This is a genomic window from Sinorhizobium terangae (genome assembly GCF_009601505.1).
In the GTDB taxonomy this organism is placed as follows: Bacteria; Pseudomonadota; Alphaproteobacteria; order Rhizobiales; family Rhizobiaceae; genus Sinorhizobium; species Sinorhizobium terangae.
Genome location: NZ_WITC01000042.1, coordinates 1 through 21,057, shown reverse-complemented (window position 1 = coordinate 21,057; position 21,057 = coordinate 1). Strand labels below are relative to the sequence as shown.

At 61.2% G+C, this 21,057-nt stretch carries 16 protein-coding genes; 14 read left to right on the top strand and 2 right to left on the bottom strand.

Annotated features, from left to right (window positions below):
• Window positions 1-56: 56 nt before the first annotated feature.
• A complete protein-coding gene (locus GHK62_RS11795; RefSeq protein ID WP_153439272.1) occupies window positions 57-1,481 on the bottom strand; it encodes an HlyD family type I secretion periplasmic adaptor subunit in 1,425 nt (474 codons plus the stop codon).
• Window positions 1,481-3,247 (bottom strand): type I secretion system permease/ATPase, encoded by a 1,767-nt coding sequence (locus GHK62_RS11790; protein ID WP_153439270.1) that lies wholly within the window; start codon window positions 3,245-3,247, stop codon window positions 1,481-1,483. Before GHK62_RS11790 ends, GHK62_RS11795 begins: the two co-directional genes overlap by 1 nt.
• A gap of 206 nt (window positions 3,248-3,453) precedes the next feature.
• Between GHK62_RS11790 and GHK62_RS11785 the strand changes: the two genes are divergently transcribed.
• The 14 genes from GHK62_RS11785 to GHK62_RS11720 all read left to right on the top strand — a co-directional run bounded on the left by GHK62_RS11785 (window position 3,454) and on the right by GHK62_RS11720 (window position 20,850).
• Complete coding sequence (locus tag GHK62_RS11785; protein ID WP_167528219.1) at window positions 3,454-4,026, top strand: MarR family transcriptional regulator; 573 nt, start codon at window positions 3,454-3,456, stop codon at window positions 4,024-4,026.
• 45 nt (window positions 4,027-4,071) lie between these two features.
• The gene (locus tag GHK62_RS11780) at window positions 4,072-5,319 is read left to right on the top strand and encodes a glycosyltransferase family 4 protein (RefSeq protein ID WP_153439266.1); all 1,248 of its coding nucleotides are present in this window, start codon (window positions 4,072-4,074) and stop codon (window positions 5,317-5,319) included.
• A gap of 170 nt (window positions 5,320-5,489) precedes the next feature.
• Complete coding sequence (locus GHK62_RS11775) at window positions 5,490-6,974, top strand: DUF6212 domain-containing protein (RefSeq protein ID WP_184108771.1); 1,485 nt, start codon at window positions 5,490-5,492, stop codon at window positions 6,972-6,974.
• Window positions 6,961-9,639 carry a glycosyltransferase gene (locus GHK62_RS11770; RefSeq protein ID WP_153439264.1) on the top strand — a complete coding sequence of 893 codons (2,679 nt, stop codon included), beginning with the start codon at window positions 6,961-6,963 and terminating at the stop codon, window positions 9,637-9,639. Before GHK62_RS11775 ends, GHK62_RS11770 begins: the two co-directional genes overlap by 14 nt.
• A 37-nt stretch (window positions 9,640-9,676) precedes the next feature.
• Window positions 9,677-10,855 carry a polysaccharide pyruvyl transferase family protein gene (locus GHK62_RS11765; RefSeq protein WP_153439262.1) on the top strand — a complete coding sequence of 393 codons (1,179 nt, stop codon included), beginning with the start codon at window positions 9,677-9,679 and terminating at the stop codon, window positions 10,853-10,855.
• Between the two features lie 45 nt (window positions 10,856-10,900).
• Window positions 10,901-12,073: a polysaccharide pyruvyl transferase family protein gene (locus GHK62_RS11760; RefSeq protein ID WP_153439260.1), complete on the top strand. Its 1,173-nt coding sequence runs from the start codon at window positions 10,901-10,903 to the stop codon at window positions 12,071-12,073.
• A gap of 100 nt (window positions 12,074-12,173) precedes the next feature.
• Entirely contained in the window at window positions 12,174-13,286 is a 1,113-nt protein-coding gene (locus GHK62_RS11755; RefSeq protein WP_153439258.1) for a glycoside hydrolase, read from the top strand.
• A 52-nt stretch (window positions 13,287-13,338) separates the two neighbouring features.
• Entirely contained in the window at window positions 13,339-14,220 is an 882-nt protein-coding gene (gene rfbA, locus GHK62_RS11750; RefSeq protein ID WP_153439256.1) for a glucose-1-phosphate thymidylyltransferase RfbA, read from the top strand.
• Window positions 14,213-14,776, top strand: a complete 564-nt coding sequence (rfbC, locus tag GHK62_RS11745) for a dTDP-4-dehydrorhamnose 3,5-epimerase (RefSeq protein WP_153439254.1) — start codon at window positions 14,213-14,215, stop codon at window positions 14,774-14,776. Before rfbA ends, rfbC begins: the two co-directional genes overlap by 8 nt.
• Window positions 14,777-14,786: 10 nt before the next feature.
• Entirely contained in the window at window positions 14,787-15,857 is a 1,071-nt protein-coding gene (gene rfbB, locus GHK62_RS11740; RefSeq protein ID WP_153439252.1) for a dTDP-glucose 4,6-dehydratase, read from the top strand.
• A 492-nt stretch (window positions 15,858-16,349) separates the two neighbouring features.
• The gene (locus GHK62_RS11735) at window positions 16,350-16,661 is read left to right on the top strand and encodes a type II toxin-antitoxin system HigB family toxin (protein ID WP_184108769.1); all 312 of its coding nucleotides are present in this window, start codon (window positions 16,350-16,352) and stop codon (window positions 16,659-16,661) included.
• 17 nt (window positions 16,662-16,678) lie between these two features.
• A complete protein-coding gene (locus tag GHK62_RS11730) occupies window positions 16,679-17,059 on the top strand; it encodes a helix-turn-helix domain-containing protein (RefSeq protein ID WP_153439250.1) in 381 nt (126 codons plus the stop codon).
• 630 nt (window positions 17,060-17,689) lie between these two features.
• Window positions 17,690-19,063 (top strand): ISNCY family transposase, encoded by a 1,374-nt coding sequence (locus GHK62_RS11725; RefSeq protein ID WP_153439248.1) that lies wholly within the window; start codon window positions 17,690-17,692, stop codon window positions 19,061-19,063.
• 359 nt (window positions 19,064-19,422) lie between these two features.
• Window positions 19,423-20,850 carry an ISNCY family transposase gene (locus GHK62_RS11720; RefSeq protein WP_153437736.1) on the top strand — a complete coding sequence of 476 codons (1,428 nt, stop codon included), beginning with the start codon at window positions 19,423-19,425 and terminating at the stop codon, window positions 20,848-20,850.
• Window positions 20,851-21,057: the final 207 nt, after the last annotated feature.

The following is a 21,057-nucleotide window of genomic DNA, read 5'->3' as shown; positions in this document are numbered from 1 at the left end:
CTACAGCGGCCTTTGCGCGTCCGATTGGACGCGCGGCGCTGCAGTGGAATTTTCCGTCAATCTTCCCGAAATGCCCGGTTGAAGCTGTCGGTGACCGGGGAAACGAGATAATCGATTGCCGAACGGGCCTTGTGCACGATCAGCACCTCGGCGGGCATGCCGGGATAGAGGCGGATATCGGGATTGGCGGCGAGGGATTCCGGGGCGACCTCGGCACGTGCCACGAAGTAGGAGACGTTGGATTTCTCATCCACCGATTGGTCGGCCGCGATATAGGTGATCTTGCCGTCGAGTGGCAGATGGGTGCGCTGATTATAGGCGGTCAGGCGGATCTGCGTCTTGGAGCCGATTGTTATGCTGTCGATGTCGCGCGTGCTGACATGCATTTCGACAAGCAGCGGCTCGTCCTCGGGGACGATGTCGAGCAGAGGCTGGCCGGGGGTGACCGCGCTGCCGGGCGTCCGCAGCTGTATGTTGGCAATGACGCCGGCCTGGGGAGAGCGGATATCGAGGCGGCGCAGGACGTCCTCCGCGGCGATCATTCGCTCCTCGACATCCGCGAGCTCGAGCCGCGCGGTGGTGATCTCTCCGGCGATCTCCGACTGGAAGTCGCTTTCTATTCCGGTCAGCGCGAGCTCGGCGCCGGCCATGGCTTTTTCCGCCTGGGCCTTGTCACCGGCGACTTCACCGCGCGTTGCGGCAAGTTCGCTGAGCCTGCCATCGATCTCGATGAGCTTCGAGCGCTGGGCAAATGCCTTGTCGACCAAGGTTGCGATTGCGCTCCGCTGCTCGTTCATGAGCTCGATCTGGCGCTCGGTCGCCTGAAGCTGCGCGGCGAGAGACTTGGCCTTCTCGGAATATTCCTCGATGGTCTTGCGCTGGATCTCTACCTTGCCCCTCTTGGCTTCGCGGCGCTTCTCGAAGAACGCTGTCTCTGCCATGACGGCATCGTGAGCGGCCGTGTCGTCCGTGCCGTCGAGATCGACGGGAAAGGCTATCTCCGCCGCTCCTGCCTGTTCGGACCTGAGACGCGCAAGCTTTGCGATCAGACCGACACGCCGGCTTTGCAGTGCCTGGAGGTCGGAGCGGGCACGCGTGTCCTCGAGCTTGATGACCGGCTGCCCGGCCACGACGTGATCGCCCTCCTGAACCAGGACGCGGCTCAGGACACCGCCTTCGAAATGGCTGATCGTCTTGCGCTTGGAGTCGACGACGACGGTGCCGCTGCTGACCGAGGCGCTGCTGAGCTCCGTCGAGAAGGCCCAGCCGAAGAATCCTCCGAAAGCAACCAGGATCGTCGTCAGCCCCGCAATGACGAGGCGCCTGATGGGTGAACGGGTATGGTCCTCCGGGAGGTCGTGTTCAGGCGCGGCCGCGGAAAGCGGCGCACCTGCACGGACCGGCAGGCGGCGTTCCGGATTGTCGGCCTTGACGAGGGGCTGAGCATCCACGCGAACGGGCAGGATCGGTTCTTTCATCATCAGGCGGTACCTTCGCGACGTGTTTCACCCGGGATCATGGATGCGACAACGTCCGTGCGCGGGCCGAACTGGGTGACGCGGCCGCCTTCGAGCACGAGCAATTTGTCGGCGACCTGCATGATGGCCGGCCTGTGGGCGATGAGGATGACAATGGCTCCGTCGCGGCGTGCGTCTTCGACCGCGCGGATGAGGGCTCGCTCGCCGATCGCATCAAGATTGGCGTTGGGTTCATCGAGGACAATGAGACGCGGGCGGCCGTAAAGGCAGCGGGCGAGCGCGATGCGCTGCCTCTGCCCGCCGGAAAGCGTCAGCTGCCCTTCGCCCACCGGCGTATCGTAGCCGAGCGGCAGGCGCCCGATCATGTCGTGGACGTCGGCGAGCCGTGCCGCATCGAGCACCATGTGGGGATCGCTTTCTTCCATGCGGGAGATGTTTTCGCGGATCGTTCCCTCGAGGAGGGAAACAGACTGGGGGAGGTAGCCTGCCACCTTTCCGAATGAACTGCGCTCCCAGAGATAGACATTGTTGCCGTCAAGGAAGACGCCACCAGCCCTGGGCCTGAGGATGCCGACAAGCAGCCGCGCCAGGGTGGACTTGCCGGCGGCCGAGGGGCCGACGATACCCAGGACCTCCCCGGGTGACAGCGAGAAGGAGATGCCCTTAATGATCGGCACGTCGACGCCGGGAGCGGCGTAGACCAGCTTGTCCACGACCAGGTCGCCCTCGGAGCGCGGAGTCGGCATGGTCTGGCGGACCGCAAGGTCTTCGCCGAGCGCTGTCTGGATCCGGCGCCAGCCGGCTATAGCCAGTATCCATTGCCGCCAATTCTCGATGACGGAATCGAAGGGCAGCAGCAGGCGCCCGACGAGAATGGTCGTCGCCATCATCGCGCCGGGGGAGATCTCCTGTTTCATCACGAGCAGGGCGCCCGCGCCGAGCGATATCATCTGAATGGCAAAGCGCAGGCTGCGGGTAATCGAGGCCATCGCCCTGCTTCTGATTCCGCTGGCCTCCAGCACGCTGAGGGCGTGCAACTGCGCGGCGCGCCACTTATTCGCGAGAGCCGGCAGCATTCCCATCGCCTCTATGGCCTCGGCGTGGCGTAATGTCGCACCTATTTTCGAGACTGCCTCAATATTAGCCTGGCTTGCCTCTTTCATGAGCTGTCGGGTCAAAAGGTCGTTGAGGAGGCCGCAGCAGACAAGCACCGCCACGGAAATCGCCCCAATCATCCCGAAGAGTGGGTGCAGCAGAAAAAGCACGCCCAGAAAAATAGGTGACCAGGCAGCGTCCAGCGGAGCGCTGACCGCCGATGAGGTCAGAAAACCGCGCAGTTCGGTCAGGTCCCTCAACGACTGCGTCGCGCGGGCAAGCCCTTGATCGGCCGAGGCTTGCACCGCAGCGGTGAGAACCGGCAGGTTCAACCAGCGCACCACGGCACTGCCCATCGCCTGAAAGGTAAGGGCGCGGATGAAATCGAGCACGCCGAGAACGACAAGCGCGCCGAGTGCCAGGATCGTCAGCATCACGAGCGAGTCCATGCTCTGGCTATTCAACACCCTGTCATGTACCTGCATCATGTAGAGCGGCATGGTGAGTTGCAGGAGGTTGATACAGGCGCTGAGCAAAGCTGCATAAAGAAGTGTCACAACAAAGACGCGACGGGCACGCAAGACTAACATCCTTGGGTTGATCGTCCCGTTTTGCGACGGCTTTGGCCCGATTTGGCCCTTGCTAATCATTTGATTCGGAACAGTATTACGCATTGGCGATTTTTCCGGATAAGGGGTGTAAGCGAGGGCGCGATCTGGGTCAGATTCACTCAAATCACAGTATTGCTGCGATCAGTGTGGCACAATAAAGATCGCTTGCTCAAGATCAGGAAATTCGGGGGGCAGGGGCATCATGAATTTGCTTCAAGTTTTGAAGTAAATTTCCGAATTTTTGAAGTAAGTTCCCAATGGAGAGAGGGATGAATCATAGGATTCACTATCCGTTCGCAAACTTCGCAGACACGGTGGCAGTCCTGCCTGCCAGCGACACGATGAGGAAGATACCAGACAACCCTGAAAGCGATCGCGACGCAGACGGTCCGCTGATCAGCTATTTCGAGCTGGCTCGTGTCATGGAGCGCGCCAGCCGACGCTTTTCCGGCCTGCTGCGCACGGAACTTTCCAAGATCGGCGTCGACGACATCGGGCCGGCGCAGGCGATGGTACTTCTGGCGATTGGGGAGGCGGAGCTCTCGGTGGGCGAGCTCCTGGACCGCGGCTACTACATGGGGTCCAACATCTCCTATTACCTGAAGCAGCTCGGCGACGGCGATTACATCGACCGAATCGCTTCGCAGCGCGACAAGCGATCAGCCCGCATCCGGCTTTCGGAGAAAGGCAGAAAGCTTTGCGCCAGCCTGCGCGAAGCGGCGAAGTCCTATGAGCGCGCCCTTACCCATGGGGAGCAGGACCGGCGAAATCTCGAGACCGCCTTCCAAACACTGCACCGTCTCGAACTGGTCTGGGGCAATGCCGCTCGTTACGGCATTTGATGCGTCTTCGGGCAACGGTTCCTGTTTTGCGGCGGGTTTGAGAACATGCATGTAGCATTTGTGCACCGGCGCGGTTTCGGCCAGTTCGCGGCCCTCGCTCGCCATCTGGCAGAGGCGGGCAACGAGGTGACCATCGTGACCGAGACTGTGGATCAACGGATCCCTTCGGTCCGGGTGGTCCGGCACCGGGCGGAACCGGGTCCGCGGGCCCATCCGCAAATGGCGCGACATCTCGGCGCGCCCGACCACCATGTGAGGATTGGCCATCGGGTCGCGGAGACCTTCGACGCGATGGCACGCCTCGGCCAGGTCCCCGATGTCATCCTCGGCCACATAGGATGGGGCAGCATGATGTTTGTGAAGGATGTGCTGCCGCGCGTACCCGCACTTGGATATTGCGAGTTCTTTTATCGTGCCGAAGGGGCGGATGTCGGCTTCGCGCCGGATGACAAGCCCGATTCGGAGACCCGCAAGAGATTGCGTCTGCGCAACATCGCACAGCTCCTGTCGCTGGAGGCGATCGAGGGGGGTATCAGCCCGACCAATTGGCAGAGAAACCTCTATCCGGCCGACGCGCAGCAGCGCATTGCGGTGTGCCATGAAGGCATCGACACACGACGCTTCCGACCGGATCCCGCGGCTTCGCTGAGACTTCCCCATGGGCGCGTGCTCAAGGCCGGCGACCCCGTTATCACCTTCGTCGCGCGCGACCTCGAGCCTTATCGGGGTTTCCCACAGGCGCTAGAGGCGGCCGCAAAGGTCGTCCGGCGGCATCCGGATGCGCTGTTTGTTTTTGTCGGCGGCGACGGCGTGAGTTATGGAGCGCCGCCTCCCGGTGGAGGACCGTGGAAGGACCACCTCCTTGCGTCACTGGATCTCCCGCGCGAGAGGGTTATTTTCCCGGGCGTCGTGGCACATTCCGTGCTTCGCCAGCTCTTTCAGATCTCCGCGGCCCACCTTTACCTGACCTATCCCTTTGTCCTGTCCTGGTCGGTGCTCGAGGCGATGGCGTGCGGCGCGCTCGTTATCGGATCGGACACGACCCCGGTTCAGGAGGTCATCCGGTCGGGCCGCAACGGCCTTCTTGTCCCATTCTTCGACACGGATGCACTCGCCGAAGCGATACTCGGAGTGCTCGAACGTCCGGACGATTTCCGTGCACTGCGCGCTGCCGCACGCAGGACGGTCGAACAAAGGTTCAGGCTGGAGGATTGCCTCGCGCGGCAGTTGACGTTGATCGGTAATACTACCGGAAAGACAACGGCTTTTTCGGCAGAGACGCAATTTGCGTGAATATTGCTTCAAGTTTTGAAGTATAAAATCGAAGAGAAACCCCAAGATTTTACTATTGTGCAGTGCGGCATGCCTCGATAGGTGTTGAGCGATGAATTTCGGGGGCGAATTTATTCATTCGCTGAGCAAGCTTCATCCTCGACACAATCGATTTATTCTGGGGCCGCTGCGTGCAAGAATTGACGTCTTCTAGCGTGAGGCAATCGCCGGCGAAGCGAAGGCTGGTTGTAGCATCCGATCGGGACCGGGCAGATGTCGAAGGAAGCGACATCGAGCATCTGGTCCACTATCTCAAGGCGGAAACAGACTCCCGCATTCCTCTACAGAACGCGTTCCCGCTGATTGCGCTCGCTTTTTCTGACGAGGCGGAGGCGGACCTGACCGAGGGACTCGCGTCCCTGCGTGCCTTGGGAACGATCCCCGAGATACCGCTTCAGCGGCTCGATGCGAGGAGAAAGACGGAGAGCTTGGCGCTCGTTCGTGCGCTGGTCGAAGGCGGGGTGGGGCGGCTTGCCGGCTTCGCCGCCTCGGTAACGTCCGAGCTCGCCATCCTCCGGCGCGAGCGCGAGGCGCTGCTTGAGAACTACCGCGCGCTCGAGGACGCGTTCCAGGCTCGCAACTGGGAGCCGGTCACCGAGATCTTCGCGCACGATCCTTATGTCGATCCGAAGGACGAAGGCATAGGGCAGCTTCTCGCGACCGGGTATGTCGAACAACTCCTGCCGGTCTCCAGTCTTGGCGTGGCGGGCGTCGCGCTACATCTCCACTCCGTCCCGAAGGATGGTGGCGAGCTGGTCGTGATGCTCGGCTATGTCGAGAGCGGGGAGGGCGTGGCCGAGTGGACCGTGCCCTACGCACAGGTGGCCGCAGGCTGGAATTTCTTCGCACTGCCGCGGGCTTGCGGAGGCGGAGCAAGGACGCTGCGGCTCAGGGTCTCCACAACCGGTACGGAGATGGTGGGGCTCTCGCTCGGCTATCCGATCGCAAGCGAGCGTTATACGGCCCGGTCAGACGCCGCTCATGCCGATCTCGACCTCCGGCCGCTTGCATTCCGGGTGTTTACAGGGCTTGCCGGCGTCAGACCGGCGCGCATGCCCAACATGATCGCGCCGACCGCCTTGCTCGAAGGGCATTTCATCGAAGACTATCGTCTGGCGGTCGAGCTCTTGAGCCAGATTGTCGACGTGTCCGTCACGCCTGTGGTTCCTGAGTTCCAAACCGTCCGCTTTCTTGAGCACGAGCACGCCGTGGTTTGTCACCCGCTGCCGAGCGGAATTTCGGCCGGCACCATCGGTCGCGCCGTCGACCCTGGCACGATTTCCTTCTCGGCAAGCGCCGTCATCGACCATCCGCAGGGCGCGCCCGCGGCCGTGAGCTTTCTGCTCGCGCCCGCCAATTCGAATGCGCGATCCGAGGTGGCGGAGCTGGCGCGCAAGGGAGCGGCCAAGCCTTCGGCATTCTTCAGCGGCTGGCGCGAAGTCACTGCCCAGCAGGCGATCAACATCAACTTTCAACTGGATAAACCCGTGCGCGAGCCCATGGATCTGATGATCCTCAGCCGCGCTGTAACGGACACGGTCGATTTTTCGTGGCTCAAGGTGTCCGGCTTCCGGTTGGTCAAGCAATCCGCAGGGGCGTCGCATGTCCGGCAATAAGGACGTTTCGGACCTGATCGCGGTCGCCATGCCGCTCTACGGTCACGCGGCCCTTGTGCTGGAGGCGATCGAATCGGTGCTCGCATCGGCCGTCTCCGAATGCAGGATTGCGGTGGTCGTGTCGGTCGACGGCGATCCGCGGCAGGAGACCTTCGACCAGTTGCTCCTCTATGCTGCTGCCCATCCGACGGTCCATGTGCTTTTCGGAGCGAATGCCGGACCGGGTGGCGCGCGCAACCGCGCGATCGACTATGTGCTCGAAAACTTGCCGGAGGCGCGAGCGGTCTACTTCCTCGATGCCGACAACCGCGTCCTGCCGGGCACGATCGAAACCCTCTACCGCCAGCTTGCCTCAAGCGGCTGCGGCTGGGTCTACACCAATATTGACACCTTCTCAGTGAGCTGGCGGGCGCACTACGGCAACCGCTACTCGCGGCTTGTCCACTGCATCACCGACAACATCTGCGACACGGGCTCGATGATCTCGATCGACGTCTTCCGTGCCGGCGTGCGCTTCAACGACGACAGGCAAAACGGTTTCGAAGACTGGGAGTTCTGGCTGTCCTGCATCGAACATGGCTTCGTCGGAACGCCGTGTCACGACACGACGTTCGAATACCGGCTACGAGCGGAAAGCCGCTTCAAGGAGGCGAACAGGGATCGTGCCGCCTCGGTGAGCTTCTTGAGGAAACGCCACAGGGCACTTTTCCAGCGTCCTATGCTCGTTGATTTCGAACATGAGGAATGCCCGCGCTATCTCTTTGCGCGGACGGAAGACGCGGCGATCTCCTTCTTCACCGATCCGACCAAGTCGCCGCAGAAGCTTCGCCTCGACGATATCATCCCGTCCTTTTGGGCAAGTATCGGCGAGCCGGACAACGTCCATTTCCCGCCGTTCCTGATTGCCGGAAGCGGCGCCACCCTCGATCTCCTGCTGCGCTCGCGCATGCTACCGAACGTGCTTTCGCATCTGGAGCGCTTGAGCGAGAAGGCCAATGTCGTCTTCGTCCAGCTCGGCAATGACGCCGCACAGCGCAAGATCGAGCCGGTCTTCCATGAGGCCGGGGCGCATGTGGGGCATGCCGATCTCATCTTCTTGCCGACCTCGCTCGTGCGCGACGTGATCCAGAACAATGCGCTCGACTGGTTCGCGTCGATCGGCAACCAGCAGGTATGGCCCACATCGGCGGTGCTGAAGGTGCGCTTTCCCTTCCCGAGAACCCTGCCGCGCCGCTCGCTGATCACGCCGCAGCAGGTGATGATCAATTGTGTCAACGCCATCGCGACCAGTCCGCTACGCCGGACGGCCGGCCGGCGCTGGACCTGGCGCCCGGCGCGGCTCGTGCCTTACGCAGAACTCCACAAGGCACTTCGCCACGAGCTCGGCGGCTCGCCGGTGCTGCCGCTCGGGCATAGCGAAGGAGGCAAACGAACCGCGGCACTGCTCGTTCCGAACGCGTCATTCGGTGGCGCCGAGAAGGTCGTCTATGCTGCGGCGCGTGAATTGAAGGCGAATGGCTACGAGACCCATCTGTTTGTGTTGGGCACGTCCAGGATGGACGTAATCGACGAGTTCGACGCGAGCTTTGATTACATACACTTCTGGGACCAGGGCATTCCCGCCTGGGGCGGCTCGGGCTCTTTTCTGGGGCAGGACTTCATAGCCGAGGGGCATGAGGTCGATTGGTCGGCACTCAAGGGTCAGCTTTCCGGATTCGACCTCCTAATCAACAATCATGTCATGGCGGTGCACCCGCTCATCGCGCGCCTGCGCTCCGAAGGTACCCGCACCGCCTGCTATCTTCACGTCGTCGACAATACGGGCTTCAAGAGGCCCGCCGGACAGCCGTTCGCGGCAATTGCGCATGAGCATTGCTATGACGCGTTCCTGACCTGCTCGGAGCAGCTCAAAATCTATCTGCACAGCTTCGGCGTCCCGCACGAGAAGACCTTTGCTGTCCCCAACGGCGCGAGCTTCTCCGTGCCGCCCAAGGTCCTGGCAGAGGTTCTGTCGGTCAGGCGGATCGAGCGCAAGGACGATCGGCTCCGGGTCCTCTACATGGGCCGGCTCGACCAACAGAAAGGGATCGACCGCCTGGCTGCTGCGATCGCGGAGCTCAGGGCCTCGCGCGTACCTTTCGACGCCCGGGCGATTGGCGGCGAGATCCTCGCGGACGCCACCATATCGTGGACGGATCGACTGAAGGATCTTGGCGTTGACGTGCGCCCGCCGGTGTTTGCGAGCAAGGACCTCATCAAAGCCCTGGGTTGGGCGGATGTTCTTCTGATGCCATCGCGATGGGAAGGGGCGCCATTGATGATCGCCGAGGCGCAGCAACTCGGCTGCGTTCCGATCGCGACCGCCGTCGGCGCCGTCGACGAGCTCATAATCGATGGCGAGGACGGCATCCTGATCGACGCTGCCGCCGATCCACAGGTGGTGCGCGACATGGCGAAGGTCATCGCGGAAGTGGCCCACAATCGCGAGAAACTCGCGCCTCTCATGGAGGGGTGCCTGAGAACCGCTGCACGCCGCTCATGGGCATCCTCCTTTTCCGAGTTCCTCGGCTGGTGCGACCGCTCAGTGAACAATTCATCGCTTTCGCGCTCGACGGTCATACGTCAGCGCGAGACATCCAATCCCGAGGTTGCGGCGGTGGGCTGACAAGCCCGCGCCGGTTTCAAGAAGAAGGGTCTATTGCATGCGTCCAAGAATCCTCGTGACGGGAATTCCTGGCCACTACACGCGCCTTGCCAACGGCGCTCACGGCCTGTCGGTGTCCTATTCGGAGCGGCAGAAACAGCCGGAGACGAAGGAGGAGTTTCTTCAGGAGCTTCGCAACATCAGCAACACCGGAAACTACCTGATCGGCGAAGGGGCGCTCCGCGCGATCGCGCCGCATGCGAAGCAGGTGCCGTTCTGGCATCTCTACAATTGCAGCAAGAACGGTGTTGGTCTGGAGGAGTTCAACGCTAATTTCGACATATGCGTGTTCACCTGCGCTAACCTTCTGCGCAAGGGCCTCTCCGCCGACGCGGAAGCCGAGGTCCTGAGCAAGCTCAAGATGCCGATCGTCATGCTCGGCATCGGTCTACAGAATCGCCGGGATCTCGAGAACAGCCTGCCCGAGGGCACGAAGCGGCTCCTGAACGTTCTGAAAGAGCGGGAGCACTATTTCCTCACGCGCGGATTCGAGACGGCAGGCTTCCTCAAGGACCAGGGCTTTACCTACGTCCAGCCGACGGGCTGCCCCTCCGTCTATTTCATGCCGCACAACATGCGCGCGTCGCTGAAGAAGCTGCCGCATGTGAAGATCGGCAAGGCGCGGACGATCTTCTCCGGCTATCTCGGCGCCAATCACGATACGATTGTCGATGCCCATGCTCTGGCGCCCGAAGACTCGCGCCCCCAATACGTGATCCAGGACGAGTTCCTGCACTTCGACATGAACGTGGAGGAAAATGGCGACGGGCGCGTCTATGACTCCGCCTCCGGTTCGATGCTCGGCGAGCTCAGCTATCCGGGCACGGATCGGCTGAAGACATCCTTCGACATCCGCACCTTCTTCGACACGAACCAGTGGCGCGCATGGGCGTCGTCCATGGACTTCAATTTCGGGCGGCGCTTCCACGGCTCGATCATCGCCATGCAGGCGGGTGTGCCAAGCCTGATGGTGGCGGTGGACGACCGGATGCGCGAGATGCTCGGCTATACGGGCCTGCCCGCGGTCGATGCCATCGATGTGGATAACGCGGAAGATCGGGCCGAGTTCGTCGCCGATCACCTGGCCGGGCTCAACGCATCCGAACTCATCGACAGATATTCCGATCGCGAGCGCACCTTCCGCACGGCGCTGCGCGAAATCGGGATCGGGCAATAAACCTTCGCGGGCGCGGTCCCGGACTTCAGAAAATCAGGTGTTTCGATGCGTGTCTTGCTTACAGGAATCCCGTCATATCTGCAGCGTACCGTCGCGGGCGTATCCGGGTCGGAGGTCCGCCACAGGCCCTATTTCGATGAGGTCAGGACAAAGAAGGATCTCATCGACCAGGTGCGGAAAATCGCCAATACCGGCAACTATCTGATCGGCGAAGGAGCGGCCAGCGCTTTGCGTGGACACGACGTCACCTATGTGCCGTTCTGGCATCTCGCCAACAGCCGCAACTCTGACGAGGTCTACGCGCGCTTCAACGAGGAGTTCGACATCTGCGTCTTCGCCTCGGCCAATCTCTTGCGGCCCGGCTACTCTGCGGATCTCGAAGCGGAAGTATTCGACAAGCTGAAGATGCCCGTGGTGGTGATGGGCATCGGCATACAGCGCAGGGAAGGGCTCAAGGAAAATCTGCCGGCCGGCACCCTCAAATTCCTAGATGTGCTCCGAAACAAAGAGAGCTTCTTCCTGACCCGTGGTTATTTCACCGCCGAGTTCCTCCGCGAGCAAGGCATGAAATCCGTGAGGCCCACGGGCTGCCCGTCGCTTTTCTTTGCTCCGAACGAGATGAAGCGCTCGCTCACCGCTCTCGCCAATCCGGAGCTGGCGACGGCCCAAAAGATCGCCTTCGGCGGCTATCTCGGCAGCGTGGCCGATACCATCGTCGATGCCCATGCGCTCCTGAAGCCCGACAGCGTTGCAAGCTACGTCGTCCAGGACGAGGTGGTCGCCTACAATCTCTCCCTGCCCGGGGAGGACGACGTGCATGTCTACGACCGGGCAAGCGGACGTATTACGGGACAGACCGAATACAAGCATTCCGAGAAGTGGCAGAGGAAGCATGAGCTGCTGGTCTTCTTCGACACCAATCAGTGGCGAAGCTGGGTCAGTTCGCGCGATCTCTGCTTCGGCCGCCGGTTCCATGGTTGCATCATCGGCATGCAGGCCGGAGTGCCTTCGCTCATGATCGCGGTCGACGATCGCATGCGCGAGATGCTGGAGTTCATCGGCTTTCCCTATATGGAGGCCGCGATCTGGAACCGCGAGACGGACAGGAGGGCCTATCTTGGGAATTTCCTTTCCAAGATCGACTCGCAGGCAGTCATCGACCGGTACTCGGCTTGTGAGGCCAACTTCCGCACTGCTCTCGCGCATGTCGGCCTCTAGAGCATTATGCAGTCAGGTGGAATCACCTGTCGTCGCACAAGTGCGGCAAAAACAAACAGGTAGATCGGTTGCGCGAACGCACCTGAGTGCATCCCGCTCTATGCTGTGGAAAGGGCCGGCGGCAGTCGTCTTCAGCGGATGGCTTGCGCTCGTCCAGCCTGCCTGTGCCGACGACGTCCCGGCTGCTCGGATCGGGATAAACCGCGTAAATCTTGGATGGCTGTCTCACAGCGAGCAGGAGAGGGTACTCAAGGATATCGCCGCGAGTGGAGCGACCGACGTGCGCCTTTCCCTGTCGCGACCGGTGGACAAGAGTATCGAGGCGCTGGCCATTGCCAGTCGGCTTGGTCTCAGGATCCTTCTCGAAATCCAGCTTGCGAACAAGAGCTACTACCCGGAGAGTGCCCGCCCGCGGACAGGCTTCGGGCGTCTATGGGACGTCTATCGTCTCTCCGATCTCGATATCGATCGGTATCGCAAGGGTTTGCGCGATGCGCTCCGGCGCATCGATGCGCTGGGCATTCGCCTGGAGGCTATCGAGCCCGGCAACGAGATCAACCATGCCGGCTACAACGGGGACCTTGCTGTCTACCGGAAGCCGGGCGCTCCGACGCCACGCACGATCGCCGATCTTAAGGACCGGCTGGCGTTCGAACGGGGGCTGGACAATTACGTCCGCGTTCTGGAGATCAGCCGCGAGGAAGTGCGTGCCACGGTGCACAGCCGCAAGGCAACCGTCGTTTCCGCCGGGCTTTCCGACGCGAGCGCCAAGGAGGCCGACAAGCGCGGCCTGGAACGGCTCGATCCGCGCGTGTTCGTCGCGGCGCTTCGCAATCGGGGCGCCGAGAGCTTCATCGATGCCTATGGCATCCACATCTATCCGGGCCGGAAAGCGGCGGGAGCGCTGGCGACCCGTGTGAACAGCCTCCTCGATTTCTGCCAGGGAGCCGATCAGGGCAAGCCCTGTTGGGTGACGGAATGGGGCATTGCCAATACCGCGCGTTCGTGCCCCGTCGACGATCGCGCGCGAGAGGGAGCGGTGCGTGCCATGCGCGCAACGCTCGGCGAACTGATGGCGACGGGTCGATTGTCGGCAGCCTATTACTACGATTGGGACACGGAACCCACCTACAGACTCTGGCGCTGCGGTAAGTTGAGCCCCGCCGGTGCCGCCGCGATCCGGCCTGCCGAAATCGAAGGGCGGGCGAGATGACGGGAACGTTCACCAGCCGCGGGCGGAGTTCAACGGCGACAGGAGACACCGCATGAAGGGGATCATTCTTGCAGGCGGCAGGGGGACCAGGCTCTACCCGGTGACGATCTCGGTTTCGAAGCAGTTGCTGCCGGTCCACGACAAGCCGATGATCTATTACCCGCTCGGCACGCTCATGCTGGCGGGAATTCGCGATTTTCTGGTGATCACCATGCCGAGGGACAGGCCGCTGTTCGAGGAGTTGCTTGGCGACGGAAGTCAACTCGGCCTCTCGATCTCCTATGCGGAGCAGTCCGAGCCGAACGGCCTTGCGGAAGCTTTCATCATCGGCCGGCAATTCGTCGGGGAAAGTCCGGTCGCGCTGATCCTCGGAGACAATATCTTCTACGGCGCAGGCCTTCCTGAGCTCTGCCGGGAGGCCGCGGCCCGAAAAAGCGGCGCCACGATCTTCGCCTATCGCGTGGACGACCCGGAGCGTTACGGGGTCGTGAGCTTCAACGGCCGCAGCGGCCGCGCTGAGACTATCGAGGAGAAGCCGGAACGCCCGGGATCGAGCTGGGCCGTGACGGGCCTCTACTTCTACGAGAACAGCGTGCTCGACGTTGCGGCCTCGATCAGACCGTCCGCCCGCGGCGAACTGGAAATCACCGACGTCAATCGCGCCTATCTCGACCGGGGGGACCTTCATGTCTGCCGTCTCGGCCGGGGCTACGCCTGGCTCGATACCGGTACCCATGACAGCCTGCACGATGCCGCCTCCTTCGTGCGTACGATCGAGCATCGCCAGGGCGTGAAGATCATGTGCCCGGAAGAGATCGCCTTCGAGCTCGGCTATGTCTCTGCCGATGAGGTGCTCAAGCGCGCTGCCTTACTCGGCAAGAACGAATACACGATCTACCTTCAGCGACGCATCAGGGAGCTTGCCGATGCCTGAGATAAGAGCCCTGGGCCTCGACGGTGTTCTGGAAATCATACCACGCAGGTTCGGCGACGAGCGGGGCTTCTTTTCGGAGACCTACAATGCCGAGGCTTTGCTGGCGCATGGCATCCGGCTCGCTTTCGTGCAGGACAACCACTCCTATTCCGCAATTGTGGGCACGTTGCGCGGCCTGCACTACCAGCTTCCGCCACGCGCTCAGGCCAAGCTCGTTCGGGTCGTGCGGGGGAGGGCGTTCGACGTGGTCGTCGATATCCGCAAGGGCTCGCCGACATTCGCGCAGTGGATTGGTCTCGAACTCTCGGCCGAAAGATGGAACCAGATTCTGGTGCCCGTGGGGTTCGCCCATGGTTTTGTCACCCTCGAACCGGAGACGGAGGTCCTCTACAAGGTGAGCGAGCACTATTCCGCAGAACATGAGCGCGCGATCCGCTTCGACGATCCGCAAATCGGGATAAAGTGGCCCGTGGACGCCGATCTTTTGCGATTGTCCGCGAAGGATCGGGACGCATCGTTGCTGGCCGATGCCAAGCTCTTCGATTTTGGCCGGTGAGGGGGCAAGCATGCGTGTTCTCATCACAGGTGGCGCCGGCTTCATCGGCTCTGCGGTCTGCCGGCATCTTGTTGCCAATGGCGCCGAGCGGGTCGTCAATGTCGACAAGCTGACCTATGCTGGCAATCTCCAGTCGCTGCGCGCGGTGGACAATCACCCGAGCCATGTCTTCTACCGGGCGGATATCCGCAACGAGCAATCGCTGCTCGACATCATGCGCCTCGAGCGCGTCGATGCTGTCATGCATCTCGCGGCCGAGAGCCATGTCGACCGATCGATCGACGGGCCCGGCGCATTTGCGGAAACAAACGTCCTCGGCACGGTCCGCCTGCTTTCAGCGGCATTGGCCTACTGGTCGGAGCTTGGCCCAACAGCGCGCGAGCGGTTTCGCTTTCACCATGTCTCCACCGACGAGGTGTTCGGGGACCTCCCATTCTCCGGCGGCGTTTTCGTCGAAGAGACGCGCTACGCGCCTTCGTCCCCCTACGCCGCCTCCAAGGCGGCGGCGGATCATTTCGTTCGTGCCTGGTATCAGACTTATGGGCTGCCCGTGGTGCTCTCGAACTCCTCCAACAATTACGGACCGTTTCATTTTCCCGAGAAGCTTATCCCCCTGACGATCATCAATGCGATCGAGGAAAAGCCGCTGCCGCTCTACGGATCGGGAGCGAACGTTCGCGACTGGCTCCACGTCGACGACCATGCACGCGCGCTGGATCTCGTGATGAGGAAGGGGAGGCCAGGGGAGAGCTACAACATCGGCGCCCGGGCCACGCGCAACAATTTGTCGGTGATGGAGAGCATCTGCGACCTGCTCGACATCCGCCTGCCGCGCAAGGGCGGAAAGAGCTATCGCGATCTCATCACGCTTGTCGCCGACCGGCCCGGTCACGATCGGCGCTATGCGATCGACCCTTCCAAGATCGAGCATGAGCTTGGCTGGAGGCCGACGCGGGACTTCGAGGCGGGTTTGAGCGACACGGTCGATTGGTATCTCGCCAACGGCTGGTGGTGGGAGCCGATCCGGCGCGAGCGCTACGACGGCGCACGTCTCGGCGGACGCCATCGGAGTGTTGCGTGAAAATTGTCGTGACAGGCTGCAAGGCGCAGCTGGCAGAAAGCCTCGTAGAACGGGCGCGTGGGCGGCCGAATAGCGAGGTCATCGCGGTCGGGAGGCCGGATCTCGATTTGGCCCGCGCGGAAACGATACGGTTTCCTCGTTGCGGTTGTCGTCCGGCGCCTAGCCCTAGAGAAGTTCCATGACGGAGGGTCCCCGCGCGGCAAATTGAATGTAGGGAAACGAGCTAAGCTACTTTGAAACGTCGATTGACATAGCCTGGATTTCTTAATGCAGTCGAAGGTCGTCGAGGCGGACGAGACTTGGTTACGAAAGGACAGCCGAGGTTGACATGCCAGGGCGGCTCATTCCGGCCAGTTTCGCGCCAAAAGCTCTCCTAGACTGCATTCCGTCGATGTTGCTTTGGTGGTAGTTGAGAGTGCCCGCCAACAAAGTTTCCAAATTGGGAACTTCACGCTTGTTTCCAAATTGGGAACGCGCTAAATAGGAGTTCGAGTGAACGTTATCGCTAAATCCGCGCTGGTGAATTTTTGGAACAGCTTGCCGAAAGGAGCTCCCAGAGAGACCGCGGAAGCCGCGATGACGGAATGGTACACCACCGCATCGAAGGCGAGTTGGAGCAACTTTAGTGAGCTGAAGAAGACATTTAACTCGGCTGATATCGTGGCGGGCAACAAGGTTATTTTCGACGTCGGTGGCAACAAGTACCGCATCGTGGGGCTGGTCGCGTTTCGGTCAAAGCGGATTTTCGTTCTGTTTGTCGGGACGCACGCCCAGTACGATGCGATTGACGTCAAAGACCTCTGACGTGAAAGGAAGTCGACATGTTGGATTTGAAAGCTTTTCGAACGCTTCAGAGTGAGGCCGAGTACAACGCCGCGCTGAAGGAAGTTCGGCCGTATTTCGAGAACGAACCCGATGAAGGCTCTGAGGAAGCTGCACACTTTGACGCGCTCGTGCTTCTAATCGAACAGTACGAAGGTAAGCACTATCCAATCCCGACGGCGAGCCCGGTTGAGGTGGTCAAGTCGGTGATGGCTGCGAACAATTACACGCGCGCCGATCTCGTTGCGGTTATTGGCTCCAAAGCGCGGGCGGCCGATCTTTTGAACGGCAAGCGGGAAATTAATCTGGATCAGATCCGAAAGCTCAGCAAGGAATGGAACATTCCCGCTGGCGCGTTGATCGGCGACGTCGCGGCTTAAGGGATACCACAACCAATAACTGAAGCGCTCGGCGCCATGACCACTTTAAGGTGACCTAAATACCCAAGCCGAGGCCTTCTTCAGTTCGACACCGTACCATCATTGTTGGACACGCTCGTCCCCGGGCTCTGGAACTCGGAATCGCCAAAAAAGCTCCCGCCCGGGAGCAGGTTGACGGTGACCGATTGCCCCGTGGAGTGCCAGCCGGGGTTGCTTCCCGAACAGTCGTAGACGCCAGGACGCGTTTCGACGCAAACCAAACCCCGGAGCGGGTAAAATCAATATCCATTCCGATTCAACCAGTTGGTGATTGCTGCGGCTCAATCTAACCGAAAAAGCGTTACGGTCGAAATTGGACTTTGGGGCATATTCCTGCTGGACGAGCATGTACCATTTCGCCTGTATGCTGAGTACGCAGTTGGTACGTGCGAGTAACCAAACAATCAGCATGCGGATTGGCGACTCTTGGGTCGATCGCGTGGGTGATCGGTCCAGTGTACCTAAACGACCGTACAGTTCCATAACATAGATTATGCGATCGTTTGGTGTAGCCGCAAAGTTAAAGTGTCCTGATCCTGCAAAGTAAGAATGTCACTCTCCCCGGGTTTTCGATGACCTGGGAGATTGCGGATGGGATTGATTGCGATGAGCGAGCGCGATCTGCAGCGGATAGAAGTTTTGTCGAAGGTGATCGCCGGGCGCATGACGCTTGTGTCGGCGGCACATGTGCTTGATCTGAGTACCCGCCAGGTACGTCGTCTGATGGATCGGATTGAGACGAGCGGTGCGGCGTCGATCCGGCACAAGGCGATCGGCCGGCCATCGAACAACCGGATCAGCGACGGTGTTCGGGATTATGCAGTGGCACTCGTTCGCGAGCGCTATACGGATTTCGGGCCGACGCTGGCGGCCGAGAAGCTCGCCGAGCGCGATGGATTGCGTGTCTCGCGCGAGACGTTGCGCCAATGGATGTCGGAGGCCGGCCTGTGGCTGTCGCGCGAGCAGCGGCGGACTTTTCATCAGCCGCGATTGCGGCGCGAGGCCTATGGCGAGCTGGTGCAGATCGATGGATCCGAGCATCGCTGGTTCGAGGATCGCGGTGACCCATGTTCATTGCTGGTGTTCATCGACGATGCGACCGGCAAGCTGATGCAGTTGCGGTTCGTACGCTCGGAAAGCGCCTTCAGCTATTTCGAGGCGCTGGAGCTCTATCTGAAGGCGCATGGTGCGCCGGTCGCCTTTTATTCCGACAAGCATTCGGTGTTCCGGGTGGCGAAGAAGGACGCCAAGGGCGGCCAGGGCATGACCCAGTTCGGGCGTGCGCTTTGTGAGCTAAACATCGAGATTCTTTGCGCAAACTCGAGCCAAGCCAAGGGCCGAGTCGAGCGGATGAACCGGACGCTCCAGGATCGGTTGATCAAGGATCTGCGCCTGGAGGGTATCTGCGGCATGGACGACGGCAACGCTTTCCTGCCAAGGTTCATGGAGCGCTATAACCGGCAGTTTGCCATTACCCCTGCCCGGGCCGATGATCTGCATCGGCCGCTGAACCTTGCCCCGGATCGGCTGCGCGACGTCCTGTGCAAACGTGAGCAGCGTTATGTCGGTGCCCAGTTGACGTTTTCGTTCGAGCGCCAGCGGATCATGCTGGAAGAGAACGAGGTGACGCGTGGGTTGGTGGGCCGTTATGTCGAGACCTATGCCTTCGCCGATGGCCGGCTGGACGTGCGCTGGAAGGGGCATTCCCTGCCCTACAGGACGTTCGACAAGGACCAGCGGGTGACGCATGCGGCGATCACCGAGAACAAGCGGCTTTCCGATGTGCTGGCCTATATCAAGGAGCGTCAGGATCAGCGACTAACGCCGAAGGTCAAGACCAACAGCGAGAAGATCGGCTACACGCCGCGGGGCGGCAAGCCGGGTCGGAAGGCGGATTTTATGAACGACCCCACCGTCATTGCCCGACGGCGACAAGCGCTCTCTGACCTCGATGCGGCGGAATGATCGGCTGCTCCAACTGTCAAAGCTAAAGCCGGATGGTGCGTCTCACCCGCCCCCTCCCTTCCCTTGCAACCCGGCCCAGCCGGTCCGGTCGGGGGCTTGCCTCAGTGCAGGTGGACATGTCGAGTGTCGCATTTCTAACTGGCTGAAGACGCGCCCAAAGTGACATTTCTACTTTGCGCAACAGCGGACATTTCAACCTCGCCGCCACAGTTGATGTAGCGGCAGTTTAGAGATGCGACATATGAGCCAGTTAGAGATGCGACAGTCGTCGCCTCTTGGGATGCTGGTCAAACGTCAACGTTTGGAAGGAAGACTGGCGAGGTGAAGCGTGGTTGAGACCATGAGCGTTCGGAGTCGTCATGTCTTGTTTGATCACCATGTCGCAGAAGGAATTGCATCGTCTTGAACTGATCCAGCGGATTCGCGGGCGCAGCCTGACCGTCGTCGAGGCGGCCGCGTTGCTTCGTCTTAGCCGCAGTCAGGTCCACCGGCTGTTGCAGGCCTATGACCAGGCCGGCGCCGACGGTCTCGTCTCGAAGAAGCGCGGCCGTCCGAGCAACCGGCGTTACAGCGAGGACTTCCGCAACCTGGTGCTCGACCTGGTGCGTGAGCATTACCTGGATTTTGGACCGACGTTGGCCGCCGAGAAGCTGCTCGAACGCCACCGGATTGCCGTCAGCAAGGAGACGCTGCGTCAGTGGATGATGGAAGCCGGCATCTGGGTGTCGCGACGCGAGCGCAAGAAGCGGGTTTTCCAGCCGCGCGGCCGGCGCGATTGTTTCGGCGAACTCGTTCAGATCGACGGCTCGCTTCATTGGTGGTTCGAGAACCGCGGACCCAAATGCGCCCTGCTCGTCTATATCGACGATGCCACCGGCAAGCTCTTGCATCTGCGCTTCGCCGGATCGGAGAACACCTTCGACTATCTGCACGCGACGAAGGCCTATCTGCAGCAATGGGGCAAGCCGATCGCCTTCTACAGCGACAAGCATGGCATCTTCCGCACCACCCATGCTTCCAAGAAGGACAGAACCAGTGGCCTGACGCAGTTCGGCCGGGCCCTTTATGAGCTCAACATCGACATCATCTGCGCCAATACCCCGCAGGCCAAGGGGCGCGTCGAGCGCGCCAACCAGACGCTGCAGGATCGGCTGGTCAAGGAACTGCGGCTGCGCGGCATCGACTCGATCGCGGCGGCCAATGCCTATGCGCCGGAGTTCATGGCCGACTTCAATCGCCGCTTTGGCAAGGCGCCGCGCAATCCGAAGGACATGCATCGGCCGTTTGCCGCGCATGAGAACCTCGATGGCGCCATGTGCCGCAAGGAGGTCCGCAAGCTGTCGCAGTCGCTGACGCTGCGCTATGACAAGGTGATGTTCATCCTCGATCCGACCGACCTCGCCACGGCGCTCGCCGGCAAGAAGCTCATTGTCTGCGACTATCCCGACGGCCGCCTCGAGATCACCCATGAGGGGACGTCCCTGCCCTACAGAGCCTTCGACACCTTACGGTCGGTGCACCGCTCCGAGGTGGTCGAGAACAAGCGCCTTGATGACATGCTGGCCGTGGTCGCCGAGATGCAGGCCGGACGAGAGCAACAGCGCAGCAAGGGCGGGCCGCGCCGCACCGGCCAGACGGACCACATGTTCGGCATACGCGACGGCAGCCAAAGCAATGGCTACCAAAAGCGCGGCACCAAGCCTGGCCGGAGGACGGATTTTACCAAGGATCCGGTGGTCATCGCCAAGCGCCAGCAAGCCCTTGCGCAGCTGAAGGCGGCGGAGTGATCGGGGTGTCAAAGCTAAAGTTTATCTTGCCGCTGGAGCCATCCGCCGCCGACCGGGCTGCGCAACCCTGACCAGCTCCACCCGGCCGGCGGCTATCGTCTGCGTACTTTGTAAATATAGCAACTTGCAAACGAAGTAATAAGGAGTAGGATGACGTCGCGTTTCTAATTTGACTACTTTGTCTCATCTTTAAATAGCTGTGACATT